Annotated in this window: 12 protein-coding genes; 4 read left to right on the plus strand and 8 right to left on the minus strand. The window is 65.0% G+C overall.

Annotation, left to right across the window (positions count from 1 at the left end; translation table 11 throughout):
- The 3 genes from D769_RS26565 to D769_RS26575 form a co-directional block, all read right to left on the minus strand.
- Positions 1 to 4983, minus strand: a 4983-nt coding sequence (locus D769_RS26565; RefSeq protein WP_008651329.1) for a leukotoxin LktA family filamentous adhesin, incomplete at its 3' end; no start/stop codon positions are given.
- Positions 4984 to 5139: 156 nt separating this feature from the next.
- Positions 5140 to 5961: a SapC family protein gene (locus D769_RS26570; RefSeq protein WP_008651331.1), complete on the minus strand. Its 822-nt coding sequence runs from the start codon at positions 5959 to 5961 to the stop codon at positions 5140 to 5142.
- A gap of 222 nt (positions 5962 to 6183) precedes the next feature.
- Complete coding sequence (locus D769_RS26575) at positions 6184 to 6852, minus strand: response regulator transcription factor (protein ID WP_008651333.1); 669 nt, start codon at positions 6850 to 6852, stop codon at positions 6184 to 6186.
- A gap of 144 nt (positions 6853 to 6996) precedes the next feature.
- Between D769_RS26575 and D769_RS26580 the strand changes: the two genes are divergently transcribed.
- Complete coding sequence (locus D769_RS26580) at positions 6997 to 8823, plus strand: hybrid sensor histidine kinase/response regulator (RefSeq protein WP_008651335.1); 1827 nt, start codon at positions 6997 to 6999, stop codon at positions 8821 to 8823.
- 309 nt (positions 8824 to 9132) lie between these two features.
- Here D769_RS26580 and D769_RS26585 read toward each other — a convergent pair whose 3' ends face one another.
- From D769_RS26585 to D769_RS26595, 3 genes are all read right to left on the minus strand, one after another.
- Positions 9133 to 10797 (minus strand): ATP-binding cassette domain-containing protein, encoded by a 1665-nt coding sequence (locus D769_RS26585; RefSeq protein ID WP_008651337.1) that lies wholly within the window; start codon positions 10795 to 10797, stop codon positions 9133 to 9135.
- Positions 10798 to 11071: 274 nt separating this feature from the next.
- On the minus strand, positions 11072 to 11956 hold the full coding sequence (locus D769_RS26590) for a transporter (RefSeq protein WP_234706985.1): 885 nt from the start codon (positions 11954 to 11956) through the stop codon (positions 11072 to 11074).
- 538 nt (positions 11957 to 12494) lie between these two features.
- Positions 12495 to 13406 (minus strand): LysR family transcriptional regulator, encoded by a 912-nt coding sequence (locus D769_RS26595; protein WP_008651340.1) that lies wholly within the window; start codon positions 13404 to 13406, stop codon positions 12495 to 12497.
- A gap of 136 nt (positions 13407 to 13542) precedes the next feature.
- Here D769_RS26595 and D769_RS26600 point away from each other — a divergent pair, with 136 nt between their 5' ends.
- From D769_RS26600 to D769_RS26610, 3 genes are all read left to right on the plus strand, one after another.
- Positions 13543 to 14754: a CaiB/BaiF CoA-transferase family protein gene (locus D769_RS26600; protein ID WP_008651342.1), complete on the plus strand. Its 1212-nt coding sequence runs from the start codon at positions 13543 to 13545 to the stop codon at positions 14752 to 14754.
- Positions 14755 to 14788: 34 nt separating this feature from the next.
- Positions 14789 to 15787, plus strand: coding sequence for a tripartite tricarboxylate transporter substrate binding protein (locus D769_RS26605; RefSeq protein WP_008651344.1), 999 nt, complete (start codon positions 14789 to 14791; stop codon positions 15785 to 15787).
- 227 nt (positions 15788 to 16014) lie between these two features.
- Positions 16015 to 16542, plus strand: a complete 528-nt coding sequence (locus tag D769_RS26610; protein ID WP_008651345.1) for a transporter suffix domain-containing protein — start codon at positions 16015 to 16017, stop codon at positions 16540 to 16542.
- Between the two features lie 380 nt (positions 16543 to 16922).
- Here D769_RS26610 and D769_RS26615 read toward each other — a convergent pair whose 3' ends face one another.
- On the minus strand, positions 16923 to 18332 hold the full coding sequence (locus D769_RS26615) for a heavy metal sensor histidine kinase (protein WP_008651347.1): 1410 nt from the start codon (positions 18330 to 18332) through the stop codon (positions 16923 to 16925).
- Positions 18332 to 19006, minus strand: a complete 675-nt coding sequence (locus tag D769_RS26620; protein ID WP_008651349.1) for a heavy metal response regulator transcription factor — start codon at positions 19004 to 19006, stop codon at positions 18332 to 18334. Before D769_RS26620 ends, D769_RS26615 begins: the two co-directional genes overlap by 1 nt.
- Between the last annotated feature and the right edge of the window lie 107 nt (positions 19007 to 19113).

Here is a 19113-nt window from a genome sequence, read left to right on the forward strand (position 1 = left end):
GCCGCTGGCTGCGAGCGTGTCGATGGTCGCATCGGCGGTGCCCGCCACCGTGACGTTGCCGGCCTCGACGTTGCCGCCGTGAATGCCGGCCGACGTCACGCTGTCGATCTGGTTGACCGTGGCGGCGGCGCCGAATGCGGCACTGCCGCTGCCGGCGGCCGAGCCGGACAGCGAACGGATCAGCGCGCTGTCGGTGGCGAGCACGGACAACTGCTGGGTATCGCCCACGGCCGTGGCATTGACCAGTTGCGCCGTCGTGGTGTTGGCGATGGTTGCCGTGGCGGCGGAACCATTGATAGCGAAACTGGGCGCGCCGCCCGCCGAGGCAGCAAGCGTGTCGATCCGGGACGTGTTGTCGGCCCGGATCGTGTTCGCGCCGCCGATGTACAGGGCGGCGTCGGTCACGCTGGCCTCGACCGTATTGCCGATCTCGTTGACGCTGACGGCCGCGCCCACCGCGCCCGTCCCCAGGCTGGCGTTGATCTGTCCGGCCGCCGCGCTGATGTGCGAGGCATCGCTGGCCGCCACGTGCAGGGCGCCGGCGGTGATCGTGGCCTGGTCTCCACCGATGCGTGCGGTGATGGTATTGCCGATGTCGTTGATCACCACGGAGCCGCCGCCGGAGAACTGTCCGGTGCCCACGCCAACGCCGGCCGCATAGCCAAAGATGGTGGCGCCGCTGTGCGCCACAACGTCCACGCTGGCGTCGGCCGTGACGGTCGACTGGTCGATCTCGGCCATGAAGCGGTTGCCGATCGTGTTGAACAGCATCGACGCCCCGACGTTGTTGCCGCCTGCCTGGACGTTGCCGGCCACGGCGACGATGCTGGCGCCATCGGTGTCGGTATTGCCCGCGCCGGCGCCGGAGTAGTCGTAACCCGATGCGCCGCCAGCGCCGTCGTGCTGGTCGATGACGGCGTCCAGCCCATTGATGCGGGCCGTATCGGCGGCCCGTACCGCTACATTGCTCGCGTCGATTCGCGAGCCGTTGCGAATGCTGGCCTGCACAACGTTGCCGATGTCGTTGAAGACGAACGCGCCGCCCAGCGTGACGTTGTTGCCCGAGCCGGTGGCCGCGACCATGGCGCCGCCGGCGCCGATCAGGCTCGCGGTCAGCGCCTGCACCTGCACGTCGCCGGCCCCGGTGATCGCCGTGTTGTCCACGATGGCCGTCGCCGTATTGCCGATATCGCTGTACGTGACGGCGGCGCCCACGCCGCCCCGGCCACCGCCGAGCAGGGCACCCCCCCCGGTGCCAAGCGTTGTGCGGTCGTAGGCCAGCACGTCGACGTCGGTGCGGTGGGCCTGGCCCGTGATCGTGCTGTCATCCACTGTGGCCCGCACGGCATTGCGCGCGGTGCTGACCGAGACCGATCCGGCCGCCGAGGCCGCTTTGCTCTGGTCGGCCGAGGCATTGACGGCCAGCCCCAGTGCCACGGAGAGCTGCTCGCCGCCCGACAGCGCCATCACGTCAACTCGTGTGGCATCGGTCACGCGCGCGTTGTGCAGCGTGGCTTCGGTGGTATTGGCCAGGTCGTTCAGCGCCAGCGCACCGGCAATGGCCGCGCTGCCCCGGCTGCTCTGCGCGTTGGCGCGGGTCAGGGCGGCCGCGCCGCTAAAGGCGCCGATGTCCGTGTTGTTGACCGCCGTGACCGCCAGGCTGCCATCTTCCAGCGTAATGTTCGCGTTGCTGACGGCGGCGCTGGTATTCATCGCCACAAGGTTGATGGCCGAGGAGCCCGATACTCCGAGCCCGAACTTCGGCGCGGTCTGCGGCGCCTGGGCGTCGCCGAGCAAGGTGTATTTCAGCGCGGTGCCCAGCGTGGAGAGCTTGCCGCCGAGCTTGTCGAAGAAGCCCTGGTCGGCAGGGTCCTTCTTGGGCTTCGGTTCCTTGGGCTTTTCGGGGGCCGCCTGCGTGGTGATGGCGCCCGCCACGGCAATGCTCTCCACGCGACCGTCGGTGCGTGCGCCGACATCGACGTTCGATGCCAGGAGGTTGACCGCGTCGGCGCCGGCCTGGTTGCTGCCGATGCGGGCCTGGGTGTCGGTCGCGACCTCGATCAGTGCATTGCCGAGCCCCACGCTGGCGCTTTCGGACTTGTTGATGCCGCCGGACACGGCCCAGATCACGGTGTCGTCCTGAGCGGCCACGCGCAACTGGTTGGCCGTCACCTGCGCGCCGGCATCGATGACCGCCATCGTCTCATGGGCGGTGTTGGCGTACGCGAACGTGCCGTTCAGGCCGAAGCCGCCGCCGCGGCCGGCGCTGGGTGCCAGCACGAACAAGCGCTCCGTGGCGTCCGCCGTGACGGCCACGTCGACGCGCGAGCCGGCCGTGCCATCGGCGTTGACAACGTTCCCGCCGATTACCGCGCCGCGCCCGACGCGGGCCTCCACGCTGTTGTCGAAGTTGATCTGGTTGTAGGCGCCACCGACCGACGCGGCATCGCCGCTGCCGCCGCTGCCGTTGCCGGTCAGACCGAGGTTGCCCGCCGAGAAAGCGCCTTCGGTCTCCATCGTCGCCTTGACGTGGACGGCCGCATCGAAGTCGGCGCGGGTGCCGTTGGCGAGGTCCACGCCCCAGGTGCCGTTGGTGGACGGCCTGACGGTGACCGACGCGCCATCGCCCACCGTGGCGCGGCTGCGGTTGGTGAAGTCGAGGTAGCTGACCGCACCGCCCACGCCGAGGTCGCCATCGTGTGCGCTCGTGGAGGCGTTGGCGTAACCCGTGAGCTGGTCGGAGAACCCCAGCGTTGCCGTGGCCTTGGCGATCAGCGCGTCGAGGTTGTCGAACTTGCCCCAGGTGAACGCGTAGGGTAGCGAGACGTCCGACAGCAGCCCGAACTGGCCGGCCGTGATCGTTGCACCGTCGCCCACGCGGGCGTTGGCGTCGTGACGGTAGAAGCCCAGCGTCACCGCACCGCTGACCGAGGCTTCAGTGGTGCTGTTCTGGTTGCCGCTGGAGGTGTCCTGATCTGCCGAGCTGGCGCTCATGGCGTGGATCTGCGCATCGCGCACGGTGGCGGCCACCACCACATTGCCGGTGGCGTCGATGTGCACGCCATTTGCCACCTCGGCTGTGGCGCCGCTGGAGAAGTCGATGTACGAGAGCGCACCGGACAGCTTGAACGGCGACCCATCGGAGTCGGCACGGTCATCGGCCTTGGGCGTGCCATTCTTGCTGTTCAGCAAGTACTTCTGGACCATCTCGGCGCCGCGGGTGCCGATGCCGTAGACGCGTTGCAGCAGGTGGATGCCGCCCACCGTGGACGAGGCATTGGTGCGGTTCTTCAGCGTGTCGTCGTGCGCGGCGAGCGTGACGTCGCGCGCGCCGACCAGGCCGGTGCCGAGTCGTACCGTGGCCGCCGTCTGCCCGTCGAAGATTGCGGCCGCGCCGCCGGCCACACCGTCGTCGTTCGCGGTCTGGCTCATCGAGGTGTTGAAGCTGTTGGTATTGCTGGCGGCCAGACGCACATCGCCGGTGACGTTGACACTCGCGCCGGCGGCAACGTCCACGCTGGCGTTGGCGCGCGCACTGGTCAGCGCCACGCCCACGGCGACGTTGTCCTCGGTGGAGATCGAGGTGACCGAGACATCGAGCGTGGCCTTGTTGACGGCCTCGGCCACCAGCGTCTTCGCGCGCAAGGCGGCGCCAGCCTGCACCGATACCGAGGCCGCCGAATCGACATCGGCCTTCAGGAAATCGACGCTGAACGGCACCAGCATGTTCCACAGCGACATCTGGCTGAAAGTGGTCTCGGCGGTGGAATCTGCCTTCATCGCCAGCGTGCCGCTCGCCTGGATATTGGCGCCGGCACCGATACTGACGCTGGCGCGGCTGCGGGTCTGCATGGCGCCCAGCGTGACGTCACCAACAAGGTCCGCCAGCCCGAGCGAGCCACTGGTGGCGATGGGCACATCGGCCAGCGAGACGATGCTCTTGTTGTAGATGGCCTGGCTACGGGCGTCGATCGAGATATCGCCGCCGGTCAGCGTGGCGTCCGCGATGTTGACGGAAGCCTCGGACGTCACGGTCGAGACGAGATCGGTGCCGGCCGTGTTCGCGGACTCCGCCAGCAGCTTGATGCTGCCGTCCTTGACGGCGTCGCCGGTGCCGCCCCCGCTGCGGGTGTTCAGCACGGCGCCGCCATGCACGTCGAGCCGGCCGCCCGAGGTGACGTCGATCTGCCCACCGTTGTCCGGCGTGGCCGCCGCGTCGAGCCGGCCGCTGATGTCGACGTCACCGGTGGCCGCCAGGAAGATGCGCCCCTGTACCGCTACCACCTGGCCTGCCTGTGTGATGCCAGTGGTGTTCACCATCTGGTCGAACTCCGCCTGCGGCACGCCGGCACGTAACTGGGCGGTGTTGCCGACGACGATCTTGCCACTGCGCAGGTCGATACTATCGGCAGCGTTCAGGCGGCCCCGCACCTCGATCAGGCTGTGCGGCTCGATCGGCTGCCGGCCCTGCATCAGCAGGTCGACGGCAATGCCATTCGGCTGATCCTTGCCGAGGAAGAAGCTGTCCATGAAGCCGCGCGACGGCGCCGACAGGTGAAGCGAGCCGGCGTTCATCACGCCCGAACTGGAGATCAGGAAGCCGTCGGGGTTGGCGAAGAACACGTTGCCGCCTATCCGCCCGTCCTTGAGCGCGTTGACGGTGCCGTCGATCTGGCTGCGTCCGCCGCCGATCAGGTTGATCAGCGCGCTGGTGCCAGTTGGCAGGTTCAGGTTGACCGTGTGACCGTTGCCCACGTTGAACGCGGAAAAGTCGTTGAAGGCGGCGGACCCGACCACGCTGGTGGTGTCCACGCGCGTCACGGAGGCACCCGGGGTGACCGTCGTACTGGTCCTGCCCGAGGCGACGACCTGTGCCGCCGCCTCGCCGAGCACGCCAGCCGTCCCAATCAGGGTGGCGATGGCAATGGACAGTTTGCGCGCGACAATGCGTTCGCGGCGCAGCCGCGTGGCGTGGTCCTTCATGGCGATTTCCCCCGGCGCCCGCGCGGCATGGCACGGTGCGACAACCCGTTGATGTGTTGAACTGAAAATCAGGGCCAGCCGGCGATGGCCGGCCAGCTACCGCGCGCCCGCGAGGCTGGCCCCGGGGCGCGTCAAGATGTCATGTCAGCGACGAAGTCAGGCTTCGATGGCGTCGGTGTCTGCGTTTGCGTTTGCGTTGGTGGCGGCAACGGCTTCCGGAGCCGGGTCGCCACTGGCGGACGTCGCCGGCATGCGTTCCCGCAGCCGTAGGGCGAGCTGTGGCAGAAGGTCGAGTGAGAGCCGATGGGCCATCACCGCTTTCATCGTGCCGTCCATGAGCCAGCGCTGCAGCACGTCGGCGGGCAGGGCGGCGAGCCGCGCTTCGTCGACCGCCAGCAGGCCGGACAGCGAGAAGCGGCCGGCCTCGCCCACGTCAGCCACGGCGTGTACCTCGGTCAGCAGGTCGTGCGCGGCCAGTTCGGCGGCGAAGGCCACGGCATGTTCGAACGTACGCTGGAACGCTTCGAGGAAGTCGATGCTGCCACGCAACGCCGGCAGTGGCTCGTTGTCGTCGCCGAACAGCGGCGTGCCCAGATCACTGTCCGCGTCGTCGACGAAGCCGGGGTAGGCGCGGTCGATGCACACATTCCATTGCCCGCCGTCTTCGGCCAGCACGAACGGATACCGGCGCACGAAGGCCGGCACATACGCGGCATCCCAGCGTCCGTCCGCATCGACGAACAGGTTCTCGTCGCTGCGCACGCCCAGCAGCACCACCGGCACAGGCTTGCCGGTGGCGTCGCCCGCAAAGAGGATCGGGTAGACGCGGCTGGCGATGCCGAACTCGGCCAGCGTCAGCACGGTGGAATTGGTCTGCCGTGCGAAACCGTACGCGTTCTCCACCGGCTGCATCCGCAGATGGCGGTGGCGGTAGCGGTTCAGCATCTCGGGCTGCCGATAGAAGAGCAGTTGTGCCATGGATGTCCCTTCAACCCTTGGAGGCACGACTGGCGCCGCGCGTCCGAATATTTATTGTGTTTGTGTGGTGCTTCGCCGCGCAACTTGGGAGGCAAGCGGGCGAAATATACCGGGCAGGGCAGGCGGGGAAAATACGGCACCCGTCGTATTTCGGGGGGGTGGCGCGGTGAAAACTGGCGTGGCGGAACGGGCGGAGGGCTGTTGGCGGGGGGGGGGTCGGAGCTATACGGTCCGCAAACCCACCCGGACCGCATGGGCCACCAGTTCTGCCGTGTTGTGCAGCGACAGCTTGCGCATCAGGTTCTCGCGATGCTTGCGGACGGTGAGCGGGCTGATGCCCAGTTCGGCCGCGATCTCGCTGGCCGTGGCGCCACGCGCGATCAGCGCCAGGATCTGGCATTCGCGGCGGGTCAGCACGTCGTCGGCATCTGGCACCGTCGCGGCGGCGTGCCCGCGCGGGCGCTGGTCAACATGCGCGCCGTGGCCGATTCCCGCGCCGATATAGGGCTGGCCCAGGCGTAGCGCCTCGATGGCGGGCAGCAGTTCGCTGACATCGCTGCGCTTGACGAGGAAGCCGTGCGCGCCCGCCGCCATGGTGACGGACATCGCCTCCGCATCGCCATCGCCGGTCAGCACCAACACGCGCATCGCAGGGAAGCGGGTCCGCGCCTCGCCCAGGAACTGCCGCACGTCCAGCGCCGGCATATGCAGGTCCAGCACCAGCAGGTCCACCGGCTGCGTGGCCAGCAGCGTGCGCAGCGCGGCGCCATCCACGGCGGTGCCCACCACCGTCACGCCGTCCACCACCGACAGCAGCAGCTTCAATCCTTCGAGCACGATGGCGTGATCGTCGGCGAGCGCAATGCGGGTGGGCGAGGGCAAAGCGGTCATGGGGTTGGGGCGTGGAGGATTGCGGATGTCGCGGACATTGGCGCGGCCTGAAAAAAGGGCGCTTTGTCTGTTCGCTGGCAAACGGATAATATCAGGCGCCGACTTCACTTACTCCCGCTTTTTTTCCCGCCAACTGCCACCCCGATGACGCAAGAAGAACTGCCTGGCGCAACGGGCGCCGATCCGACTGACGTCGAAATGGTGCGTCTGCTATACCGGCAGTCGAACGCGGTGCTGGCGGCAAACTTCGTCATCCCGCTGCCCGTGATCGCGATCCTGCGAGACAGCGTGCCGATGGCCGTCCTGCTGATCTGGACCGGTGCGATCTACGTGCTGACCGCGCTAAGGATCGTGCATTCGATCCATTTCTTCCGCCAGCGGGGCCCGATCGTGCCGGCCCGTTGGGCGCGCAGCTTCATGGTGATGTCGTGGCTGTCTGCACTGTTGTGGGGCCTGGTGGGATCCTCGTGGCTGCTGCCAGAACAGCCGGCGCTGGTGGCGTTTGCCTGTGTCGTGCTGGCCGGCATGTCCGGCGGGGCCGTGCCATCGCTATCGGCACATCGGCCCACGGCCATCGGCACCATCGTGGCCATGCTGGCACCGTTCGCGCTGTACTGCCTCGCTCACGACGGCACGGTCTACAGGATCTACCTGCTGTTCACGCTGTGCCTGCTGGCGGTGAACCTGTACTACAGCCGCAACACGCACCGCACGCTGCGCGAGAGCGTGCGGCTGCGCTTCGAGAACCTGGCCCTGATCGGCGAACTCAAGCATGAGCGCGACCGCGCCACCGAAGCCGATCTGGCGAAGACGCGCTTCCTGGCCGCCGCAAGCCACGACCTGCGGCAACCGGTTTACGCGCTGGGCCTGCTGACCGCCACGCTCGCCGGCCTGGCGCGCCGCAAGGATGTGCCCGCCGCGCAGGCTGCCCACATCGCCGGGCGGCTCGACGGTACGCTCGACAAGATCGGCACCATGCTTGACGGTCTGCTCGACGCGTCGCGGCTCGATGCCGGGCTGATGCCGGTGCGTCGCCAGCCGCTGTGGCTCGGCACCTGGCTGGTCGATATGGGCGATGAGTACGCGCAGTTGGCCCGGGAGCAGGGCGGCCAGCTGCGGGTGCATGGCGCCGATGTCTGGATCGACACTGACCCCGCGCTGCTGCATCGCATCATCGACAACCTGCTGTCGAATGCGTTGCGCTATGCGCCGGGCGCACGTGTGCTGGTGGGTTGCCGGCGTCGGACGGGCGCGGTGGAAATCCAGGTCATCGACCAGGGGCCGGGCATTCCCGAGGCGGAGCAGGCGCGCATTTTCGACGAGTTCACGCAGTTGCCCGATGCGCGCCGTCCCGACGGGCAAGGCCTGGGGCTGGGACTGGCGATCGTGCGCCGGCTGGCCGCGCTGCTGGGCCATCGGGTGACGCTTCGGTCCATTCCGGGCCGCGGCACCGTGTTCGCCGTCACCGTGCCGCTGGCGGCCATGCCGACGCAGCGGCCGGGCGTGGTGGCGGGCGACGACGTCTTCGCCATGTCTGCCGACGCCCAGGCCCAGGCAATCGGCATCGTGCTGATTGATGACGACGCAGGCATTCGCTCGGCACTGGGTGGACTGCTGGCGCTGTGGGGCCATCCGGTCTACGCCGGGGCCACCGTCGACGACGTGCTGGCCGCCCACGCGGCGGCGGCCGCCGATACGCAGGCGCCGATCGGGCTGATCCTCGCCGACTATCGACTGGGTAACGGCGTGACCGGCATCGACGCGGTGGCCGCGTTGCGCCAGACGCTGGGTACCGACACGCCAGCGGTACTGGTGACCGGCGATACGGCACCCGATCGCCTGCGCGCCCTGCACGCCAGCGGCTTGCGCGTGCTGCACAAGCCCATCGCGGCCGAGCGCCTGCGCGAACTGATCGCGGAAGTGGGCGGCACGGGCGACAGGCAACCGTCGACCGAATGCGCGCTCGTCTGAGCGTGTCGCCAGCCGGTTCGACCGGCGGAGCGCCTGTGCCTTGCTTCTGTCCCTTCTGTGCATGGCCGGTCTCGGCTCTCGGCACGGTCGCGCGGAGGACATTTTGGCGGCAGTGGCAACTTCCACGCCCACTGCCGTCGCCCAATCACTGCGCCCCGCAGAAGTTCCCTATTGGATTCGAACAGCGAACCCCCGGGATTGATTTCGACGCCGGAGTTCGAATCAGTCACGTTGCGCTCAACGGTGCCCTTCACGCTGAAACCTGTGAAGGGCACGTGTTCGCATTGACCCGCTTCAGGCGATGTGCCTCTACGCTGCGGCAGCCTGCTCGCGCAAGCGACGGGCTTCGTCGCGCAAAAACTGCTGGTAATCATCCAGATCGCCGTCGAAGGGCTCGACGCCGCCCTTGGTGACCAGCCAGAACTCGTCACAAACGGCGCGCAGCAGAGCGCGGTCGTGACTGACCAGCATCACGGTGCCTTCGAATTCGTTGAGCGCCATGCCTAACGCTTCGCGTGTGGACAAGTCGAGGTGGTTGGTCGGTTCGTCGAGCAGCAGCAGGTTCGGGCGCTGCCATACGATCATGCACAGCACGAGCCGCGCCTTTTCGCCGCCGCTCATCGTGCTGACCGCCTGATGGACCATGTCGCCACTGAAGTTGAAGGTGCCAAGGAAGGTGCGAAGCGATTGTTCGGTTCCACTCTGGCCGGGCGCGCGCATGTGAGCCGGTGTGTCCTTTGCAAGGCGGATCATGTGTTCCATCGGCGTGTCGAGCGGGCGCAGCACGTCGAGTTCCTGCTGGGCGAAGTAGCCGATATTCAGGCCTTTGCCTTCGCTGATTTCGCCGCCGATCGGCGCCAGCGCATGTGCCACCGTCTTCACCAGCGTGGACTTGCCCTGGCCGTTGGCACCGAGAATGCCGATGCGCTGCCCAGCCAGCACGGAACGGTTGATGCCTCGTACGATGACCGTGGGCGGCGTGCCCGGCAGTGCGCCGGCTGGCGCCGGGTAGCCGAAGCTCGTGTCCAGCATCGACAGCAGCGGGTTCGGGACGTTGAGCGGCTCCTTGAACTCGAAGTTGAACTCTGCGTCGGCAAGCACTGGCGCGATCTTCTCCATGCGTTCGAGCGCCTTGACACGGCTCTGCGCCTGCTTCGCCTTCGAGGCCTTGGCCTTGAAGCGGTCGATGAACTTCTGCAGGTGGGCGATCTTGTCCGCCTGCTTGGCCATCGCGGCCTGCTGCAATACGAGCTGTTCTGCTCGCATGTCTTCAAATTTGCTGTAGTTGCCGCCATAGCGCACGAGTTGGGCGTTGTCGACGTGCACCGTCACCTGCGTCACCGCATCGAGAAACTCGCGGTCGTGGCTGATCACTACGAGGGTTCCTTGATAGCGCTTGAGCCAGGCTTCCAGCCAGACCAGCGCGTCGAGGTCAAGGTGATTCGTTGGCTCGTCGAGCAGCAGCAGGTCGGACGGGCACATGAGCGCGCGCGCCAGTTGCAGTCGCATGCGCCAGCCGCCGGAGAAACTGTTGACCGGCTGACTAAGCTGCGCAGCACTGAAGCCAAGGCCCAGGATCAGCGCTTGGGCGCGGGCAGGGGCATCGTGCGCACCGGCGTCGTGCAGGGCCATGTAGGCGTGCGCCATGCGCATGCCGTCGTCGCTGGCCTCGGCGGCGGCTACTTCGGTCTGCGCAGCCAACAGCGCGGTGTCGCCCTCGACTACGAAGTCGGTCGCGCTTTGCTCGGTCTCCGGCATCTCCTGCGCGACCTGGCCCATCTTCCATGCGGCGGGAATCGAGAACTCGCCGCTGTCTTCATGCAGCGTGCCGTTGAGAAGGCCGAAGAAGGACGATTTGCCGGCGCCATTGCGGCCGACAAGACCGATCTTTTCGCCAGGGTTGAAAGTGACGGATGCGCGGTCAAGTACGACATTGACGCCACGACGCAGCGTGACATTACGGACGGAAATCATAGGGAGCTACTTCGGAGAGGATAGGCATGATAGCCGACCGGGCGTGCAGGGCTGTCGCTTTTCTGGCCGCGCTGGGCGTTCCGGCGGCGGGGCAAGCGCACATTGCGGTAAATTCTCGCAAGCAGAATTCCCATGTTCGAGAAGGGCAAACGCTACCGCACATCAGACGCTCAACGACCTAAAGGCAATGGCTGAGTCTGGCCGGTCTCGGTCGGATGCTCACCGCGAAGCTGTCGCCGTCTCTGACAGACCTGCTTCTCGGCCGTTTGATGCTTCAGTGGTTGATCCACTGGTATTGGAGCGTCAGCGTGATTGCCGTGTAGTCGCCGGCCGCCCGGGTGATGAGGCCCTTCGATGCTGCCAGCTTGGCCGACCAGCCAGGCACGATCGGGACTGACAGCGTGATCCCATAGCGTGAGTTCTGCTGACGATCTGCATTGGGGATGCCATTTACCGACGTGCGGCCGCCGCTATAGAAGCCGGCGTCGGCCGCGACCCACAGCGCGGGCCGGAACTGATAGCCGGCATGCCACTGCAACACGCCGAGCGGCGACTGTTCGCGCCGCTTGTCGCCCAGATAAGCGTTGTTGTCGCCGAACAGCCAGACCCCGGCAGACAACTCGGTAAACCAGTTGCCGAACGGTTGAGACAGGCCGATTTCCGGCTTGAAGGCCCAGCGGTGGGTCCCAACGTTGACCAGCCGGGAGGCATCGTACTGGCCGGTAGGTGCGACAACTGTGAGGCTCGCCCCGAGCATGGTGTCCGGCGCCCGTTTCATGAACTCGGCCGGCGTCAGAGCAGGGCCGCCAAGGAGATTGATGGCCAAGCGCACGCGGGCATCGCCGATCCCCGCCCGGTGGACCGCGTTCGGCGCGTCGAGCACGTTGCCACTGACGTCGCCACTCGCGAAGGGTGCAAGCAGGCCGATGGAGGCAGTCCGCCCGGCCACGTCAAACACGTGCACATAGCCGGCCCCGAAGATGTTGATTCTGGAGCGTACATCGGTGATGGGCAGCGACGGGTCAGTCAGCACATCCCCCGAGAGCCGGGTATAGGTAGCGGCGAGGAAGTTTGTCCCGACAGGTGCGGCAGAATAGCTGCGTGGCTCGAGCTCTTGCGCATGGGCCGGCATTGTGCAGCACCACAGGGCGAGCCACATCCACAAGGTGACCAGGGTGCGTCCAGGGCAGACCATGCCGACGGCCTCACGGATCAAAGTGCAATGAGACTAGCATGGGGCGCGTTGGATCGGCGAAGCACATGCTTCGTGCGATCCTCATGCGCACAAGGGCCATCGAATGCCCAGCCTGCATGGATACGTTCAATTGGCCCGTCTGATGCTACCGGCCGTATTCGCCCCTTCGCAGCCTTGCAATCGTGGGGAGCGAACGGCCGCATGTTGGGGAATTGCGGTCATCGCACCGCCGGCATGCTGGCGGTGGGTCCGACTTCCTGCTATGGCACTGCCAATTCCGAGGTCTCGTCGATGCTCGGCCAGGGGGGGCGGTGTCATCGTGGTCAGAGAGGAGCAGGCACTGTGGCCCGGCCTGGCGAGTGAGTCAGCAACGATATCTGCCGCCCAATCAACCCACTCGGGCCTTCGACTGCTTGATCACCGCGGACCACTTGCGCGTTTCCGTCTCCGCGAGGGCAGGCAGTTGTGCCGTGCTCAACGTAGTGGGTTCCGCACCTCGCACTCATGTGCGCAATTCGGCTCGTCGGCTTGCAGCCTTGTCGCGCAGGAAGGCGACCAGCGTCGTGAACGCACGCGTCTGGTAGCGGGCCGGCATGTACAGCAGGTACATGGTCGTGCGCAGGAACGCCAGGTCCTGCGGAGGCAGGGGCAACTGCAGCAAGGTGCCGGCCGCCAGGTCGCGGTCCACCATGTAGCGGGGCACCAGGCCAACGCCCAGGCCCTGAAGGATGGCGTCGCGCAGGAAGAAGAAATTGGCCGACATCAGGCGGGGGCGGATATGCGGTGTCCCACCGGCCGCGCCCGCCCGGCCCGCCGAGTGAAGTTTCTGGCCGGTCAGTTCGGACGTGATCAGCGGCAGGTCTCGAAACTCGTCGAGCGTGCGCGGCATGCCGTATTGGCTCACCAACTCCGGCGTGACGCAGGCCACGTACTCGACATCGCCCAGGCTATGGGCCACGACATTTGCGGGCGTTTCCGCCATGACACGGATGGAGAAGTCCACCGCGCCCTTGATCAGGTCCTCGATGTCGTTATCGAAAATCACATTGAGCGTGATGGCCGGGTACATCGTCATGAATTCGATAAACCAGGCCGACATGGTGTGCTGGCCGAATCCGCTTGGCACGCTGAGCCGCACCGTGCCGCTCAGGCGCTTGCCCAGGCTCTGCACCGACTCCTGGGCCGCCATCAGCTCGTGGCGGATGGCGCGGCCATGTTCGTAGAGCTGCCACCCCAGTTCCGTGGGTTCGAGTTGCCGGGTGCTGCGCCTCAGTAGTTCGGCGCCCAACTGCCGCTCGAAATGGTTGAGCCGCTTGCTCACGTTGGCGCGGCTCATGCCGAGCTGGCTTGCCGCTCGGCTCAGGTTTCCGGCGTCGATGATTTCGACCAGCAATGTCAGCGCGTTCAGGTCCATTGTCAACCTTGAGTATTCATATATGTTGAAAATCGGTTGCAATTGTCAAGCATTCGGAACATATGGACAATCACCGCTGGTAAAGAAAACCGGACCTCCCTGCAGGCAAAGATCCGGACGCGGGGAGACGCAATCAATGAAGCAAGAAAACATGGCATCGCTGCCGCTGGCCGGCGTGCGGGTGCTGGACCTGTCGCGTGTGCTGGCAGGGCCGATGTGCGCGATGGCGCTGGCCGACCTGGGCGCGGACGTCATCAAGGTGGAACATCCCGCCCGTGGCGACGACACCCGAGACTGGGGCGTGCGCATCGGCACGCGCAATACCTCCTATTTCAATAGCGCGAACCGCAACAAGCGGTCCGTGACGCTCGATCTGCAAAGCGAAGCCGGTCTGGCGCTGGCACGCCAACTGGCCGCGCAGTGCGACGTGGTCATCCAGAATTTCAAGGTGGGCGGCGCGGAGAAGCTCGGCCTGGGCTACGAACAGCTCAGCGAGATCAATCCGCGCCTGGTCTACTGCTCGATTTCCGGCTATGCGCGCTTTACGCCGGAAGCCGAACGTCCGGGCTACGACCTCGTCGTGCAGGGCGAGTCCGGCGTGATGGCTACCAACGGCGAGGCCGGGCAGGGGCCGCTGAAGTTCGGCGTGGCAGCGGTTGACATGTTTACGGGCATGTATTCGGCCCAGGCGATCCTGGCTGCGCTGTTTGCGCGCCAGTCCACCGGCCGTGGCAGCCACGTGCAAATGGCGCTCTACGACTGCGGCGTGATGATCACGTCCTACTACGGCATGGAAGCCTTGCTCAAGGCCGGCGATCCGCCCAAGTTCGGCAATGCACATCCGTCCATCGTGCCGTACGGCGTGTTCGAGGCCGCCGATGGCCCGCTGGTGATCACGGTCGGCAACAACGGACAGTTCCAGCGCTTCTGCCGCGAGGTCATCGACTGCCCCGAATGGGCTGATGACGAACGCTTTGCCACCAACACGGCGCGCTCGGCCCATCGCGACGTGCTGCTCGCGGAGGTACGGGAGCGGCTGCTGCGCTTTACGCGCGCCGAACTGCTGCAACGCCTGACGGCTGCGCAGATTCCGTGCGGCGAGGTGCTGGGCATGCTGGATGCCCTGCAATCGGAACGCACCGCGCAGGCTGGCCTGCTGCATCGCTTCGAGGATAGCGAGGCCGGTGCCCAGGCGGTGCTCGCCCCGCCATATGCGCTCGATGGGCAGCGCCTGCCCGTGCGCATGCCGCCGCCGCACATGGGACAGCACACACACGAAGTGTTCAAGGAATTGCTGAAGCTCGACGACAGCGCCATCGCGGATCTGCAATCCAGAGGCGTGATCTGACACCCCGAATTTTCGATCGACAGGAGACAAGACAATGACCAAGCTGCTACTGACCCGCCGCCAGGCACTGAAGGCCGGCGCCGCCGCGTCGATGGCCGCCGTGATGCCTTCGGTGCTGGCCAAGACCGGCTGGCCCGACAAGTTCATCAAGATGGTGGTCGCATTCCCTGCCGGCGGCCCCACCGATACCGCCGCGCGCATCGTGGCGCAGAAGCTGTCGGTACGGCTCGGCCAACAGGTCATTATCGAAAACAAGCCCGGCGCATCGGGCTCGATCGGCACCGCCAGCTTTATCCGCAGCCCCGCCGACGGCTACAACCTGTCCATGTTCGGCATGCCGGCCTTGCTGGCGCCGCTGATGTACAAGACCAATGCCTATGACGTGAAGAAGGACTTTTTGTCCGTGGCCACGGTCTACGTACTGCCGATGGCCATCGTCATCAACCCGGCCGTGGTGCCCCATGTCGAAACGCTGCCCGACCTGATCCGCTTCGCCAAGGCCAGCAAGACGCCGTTGAGCTACACCAGTTCCGGCACCGGCAGCTTCGGCCATCTGGCCATGGAGCAGTTGAAGGACCTCGGCGGCTTCGATGTGCTGCACGTGCCTTACCGGGGTAGCGCGCCCGCCGTGGCAGACCTGCTCGGCGGCCAGGTGGGCATCATGTTCGCCGACGTCGTGGCGGCCCTGCCTCATATCCGCGCCGGCAAGCTCAAGGCCATCGCGCTGAGTTCGCCCAACGCCCGCGTGCTGTTGCCTGGCGTGAAGACCGTGTCGGAGCAAGGCTTCCCGGGCTTTGACTTCGACTCCTGGGGCGGCCTGATCGCGCCACTGGACACGCCGCAAGCCATCGTCGACCGGATTGCCAGCGAAACGCGCGACATCGTCGGCAAGGACAAGGAGTTGCAGCAGAAGCTGGTCAGCGCAGGGGCGATTGCATCGTTCCAGGACGGCAAGGAGATGCAGGCGCGCCTCAACAAGGACTACGACCGCTGGAGCGCCATCGTCAAGGCCAAGGGCATCAGTGCAAGCTGACGCGCGCAGGCGGTGGTGGTTCGCCTCTTTGAACGGTTCCACCAAACCGTTGCATTGACCGGTTGAATCCGCAGCATGAACGGCCATCCGCCGACGCAGCCGAGCCGCCCAACCCTCCTGGCAGTCCGTCGGCTACACTGAGTTTCGTCCGAGTTCGGCGTTATTCATGACCTCGGGGGAAGCATCTCGATTGTCTGATGGCGGACTCCTTATCCAGGGTGATGCGCATGACGATTCCCGACACACCGGCTGAAGCCCACGCTCCGGGCACTTGGCGCTTCCGCGCCGGCATTGGTGTCTTCGTGCTCGCGTACGCGGTTTGGGGCCTCGTCCCAATCGCAGCCTTTGCGGGCGTATCCGCCACCGGTATCGCGACGCTGACGGGCGGGATCGTGGTCGTCAATAAGATCATGCTGCTGGCTAGCATCGCAGTGATGGGCAAGCCAGGATTCGAGCGGCTGAAGGCTCTGCTGTTGCGCCGCCTCAGCGGCCCCGGCGACACCGTGGGGCCGACACGTCACGCCATCGGCCTCGTGATGTTCTGCCTGCCACTGGCCTCGGCCATGTTCGAACCCTACGTGGATGCGATCTGGCCCGGGCTGCGGCCAAAGATGTGGGAGGCACAGTTGGTCGGCGACCTGATGCTGGTCGCAAGCTTCTTCGTGCTCGGTGGCGATTTCTGGAACAAGTTTCGGGCGCTGTTCACCCGTACTGCGAGAGCGATGGATGATGGCGGGTCGGGGTCTCGCGCGTGACCAGAAATGGTCCATTTCCTAACTCGCCAGTCGAGAAACTGAAAGCAACCAGGCGCAAGACACTAAGCTTCGATACACCGACTGAACGATTCCATCAAGCTGTTGCATCGACCGGTTGAATCTGCAGCCGGTCTCGGCCCTTCGGCCATCAAAGAAGAACGCTTGGATATCCTCGGCCATTGTTCTCGCCTCATCAAGCGCGTCTTTCTGCTCTGACCTCAACGAATCACTGCCTTGAGCGACTTGCTATCGATTGTTCTTTGAAATGGGAGCGTGGAGTCATCGATTCAGTCGCCAGATACAGCGGTCTGCCCAGGCAAGCAGGTAGTCGGCCGCCTCCAGTGCGATAGCTGATTTGGGAGTTAGCGAAGAGTTGCCCGTCAGCTATGCGGGATTGTCCTATTGTCAGGAAACTCCAGTTCAAAGGACGTAGTGGCATTCACCACGGAGCGAACAGAAACCGCTCCGTGGTGAAGATCCATGATGGTCTTGACAATTGCAAGCCCAATTCCCGATGACTCACCAGAGTTGGCGCGCGCGGGGTCTGCGCGAAAAAAGCGGTCGAAGAGCAGGGAAAGGTGCTCCGGGGCAATGCCCGGTCCGACGTTCTCCACCTTAACTTGAGCGACACCTCCAGTGTGTCGACCGTGAACGGTTACTCTGGTGCCCTCATTGGCATAGCGGATTGCATTTGACAGCAAGTTACTTAACGCGCGTCGGAATAGCGTTGGGTCTGCGAAAACCTTCCCTTGCGCATTGACTTGGATAGTTATTTGCCGTGCTTCCGCCAACGATTCGAAGTAGTCTGCCTGCCGATGCAGTTCTTCGCGAAGGTCGAGCTCCGTAGCGCGAATGGCAACCCGTGCATTGTCGGCTCTTGCCAGGAAGAGCATGTTCTCAATCATCCGAGAAAGGCGCTCATACTCCTCAACATTCGAGACCAGCAGCGATTGATACTCTTCAATAGATCTGTCGCTGCTCAGTGCAACCTGGGTCTGGCCGAGCAGGTTGGTAATTGGCGTACGGAAGTCGTGGGCAAGGTCCGCTGAAAACTGCGAAAGCCGATCGTACCGTTCACGGAGACGGTCAATCATTCTCTGCAGGGCGCGCGCCAAATCATCAAGTTCTGCAGGCAGCCTGGATGGATCAACGGGTAGCGCTCCGCTTGTGAAGGTCACTGAGGCCGTGCCGGCTGCGATACTTCGCAATGGCGCCATGCCAGCCTGAAGCGCTGCGTATCCCAGTCCGCCTGCGCCAAGTGTACCCAGAAGGACTGCGATAAATAGTTTCCAGCGATAGTCCCGTAGGAGGGAAACACGACTGCTAGCGACCTGAAACAGTTCTACCACTACTGGCGACATCTCACCGCTGACGTTGGCCTTGATAGTGGTCATGCGTACCGGCATGTCACTCGGTGTGCTCCAGGCCTGAATCGGCCCGGCCGCATCCCGCTCTTTGGCGTAAGCGCCGCTAGCAAGCGGCTTTATCCCATAGTTTGCACCGGCCGTCGCCAACTGCACGCCGCGCGCATCTAATATGCGGATGCCGAACTCCTCGTTTCCTTTCACCACGCCAAGTACCTCCTCCCATCGGTTTTCAATGGGGGAGCTTCGAAGCTCAGCCAGTTCCTGTTGGGCTCGCGCGGCTTTGCGGAGAAGTTCAGCGTCGTCGCGATCGATGATCTGGCTTGCGAGGGACCCGTACAGATAGATTCCCACGCCGGAAAACGTTAGTCCGGCAATCAGGGCAAATGCAAGTGCGAGCCGAGCGGTAAGCGACCTTTTACGCATCAAGACTGTCGGTTCTCAAGGACGTAGCCGATGCCGCGAACGCTATGGATAAGTTTGGGAGCGTAGGTGTCATCCATCTTCGCTCGAAGGCGTCGAATCGCCACGTCCACGACGTTCGTGTCGCTGTCGAAGTTCATATCCCAAACGTGTGAGGCGATTTGCGTGCGACTAAGGACTTCGCCGTGTCGTCGCGCGAGGAAGTGGAGCAATGCGAACTCCCTGGGCGACAAGTCGATGCGTATTCCTCCTCGGGAGACTCGGTGACGCAAAAGGTCGATTTCCAAGTCCTCGATTTCGATGCGCTCAGCTTCGCGCGCGGGCCCGCGCCGCAGCAGCGTCCGGGCACGCGCCAGCAACTCGACGAAAGCAAAGGGTTTTGCGAGGTAGTCGTCGCCGCCAAGCTCGAGCCCTTTCACTCTGTCCTCGACTTCATCGCGTGCGGTCAGGAAGAGCACGGGCGTATCTTTGTGTTCCCGGAGTTCCTTGAGCACTTCCCATCCGTTCATGCCGGGCAGCATGACATCAAGAATGACCAGATCGTAGTCCCCGTCGATGGCGTGGTGCAGGCCATCCCGTCCAGTCGACGCAAGATCGACAACGAAAGATGACTCGGTGAGGCCCTTCCGGAGGTACTCGCCAGTCTTAGGTTCATCTTCGATTACCAAGATCTTCATGTTCTCATCCTCAGCTGCACGGGGCCGCAGCTCAAACGATGCAGCCGATGATAACGGCGCAGGTTCGCCTATTGGATGACAAGACTGTAATCGTTTCGTCCCCGTTT

Source organism: Cupriavidus sp. HMR-1, assembly GCF_000319775.1.
In the GTDB taxonomy this organism is placed as follows: domain Bacteria; phylum Pseudomonadota; class Gammaproteobacteria; order Burkholderiales; family Burkholderiaceae; genus Cupriavidus; species Cupriavidus metallidurans.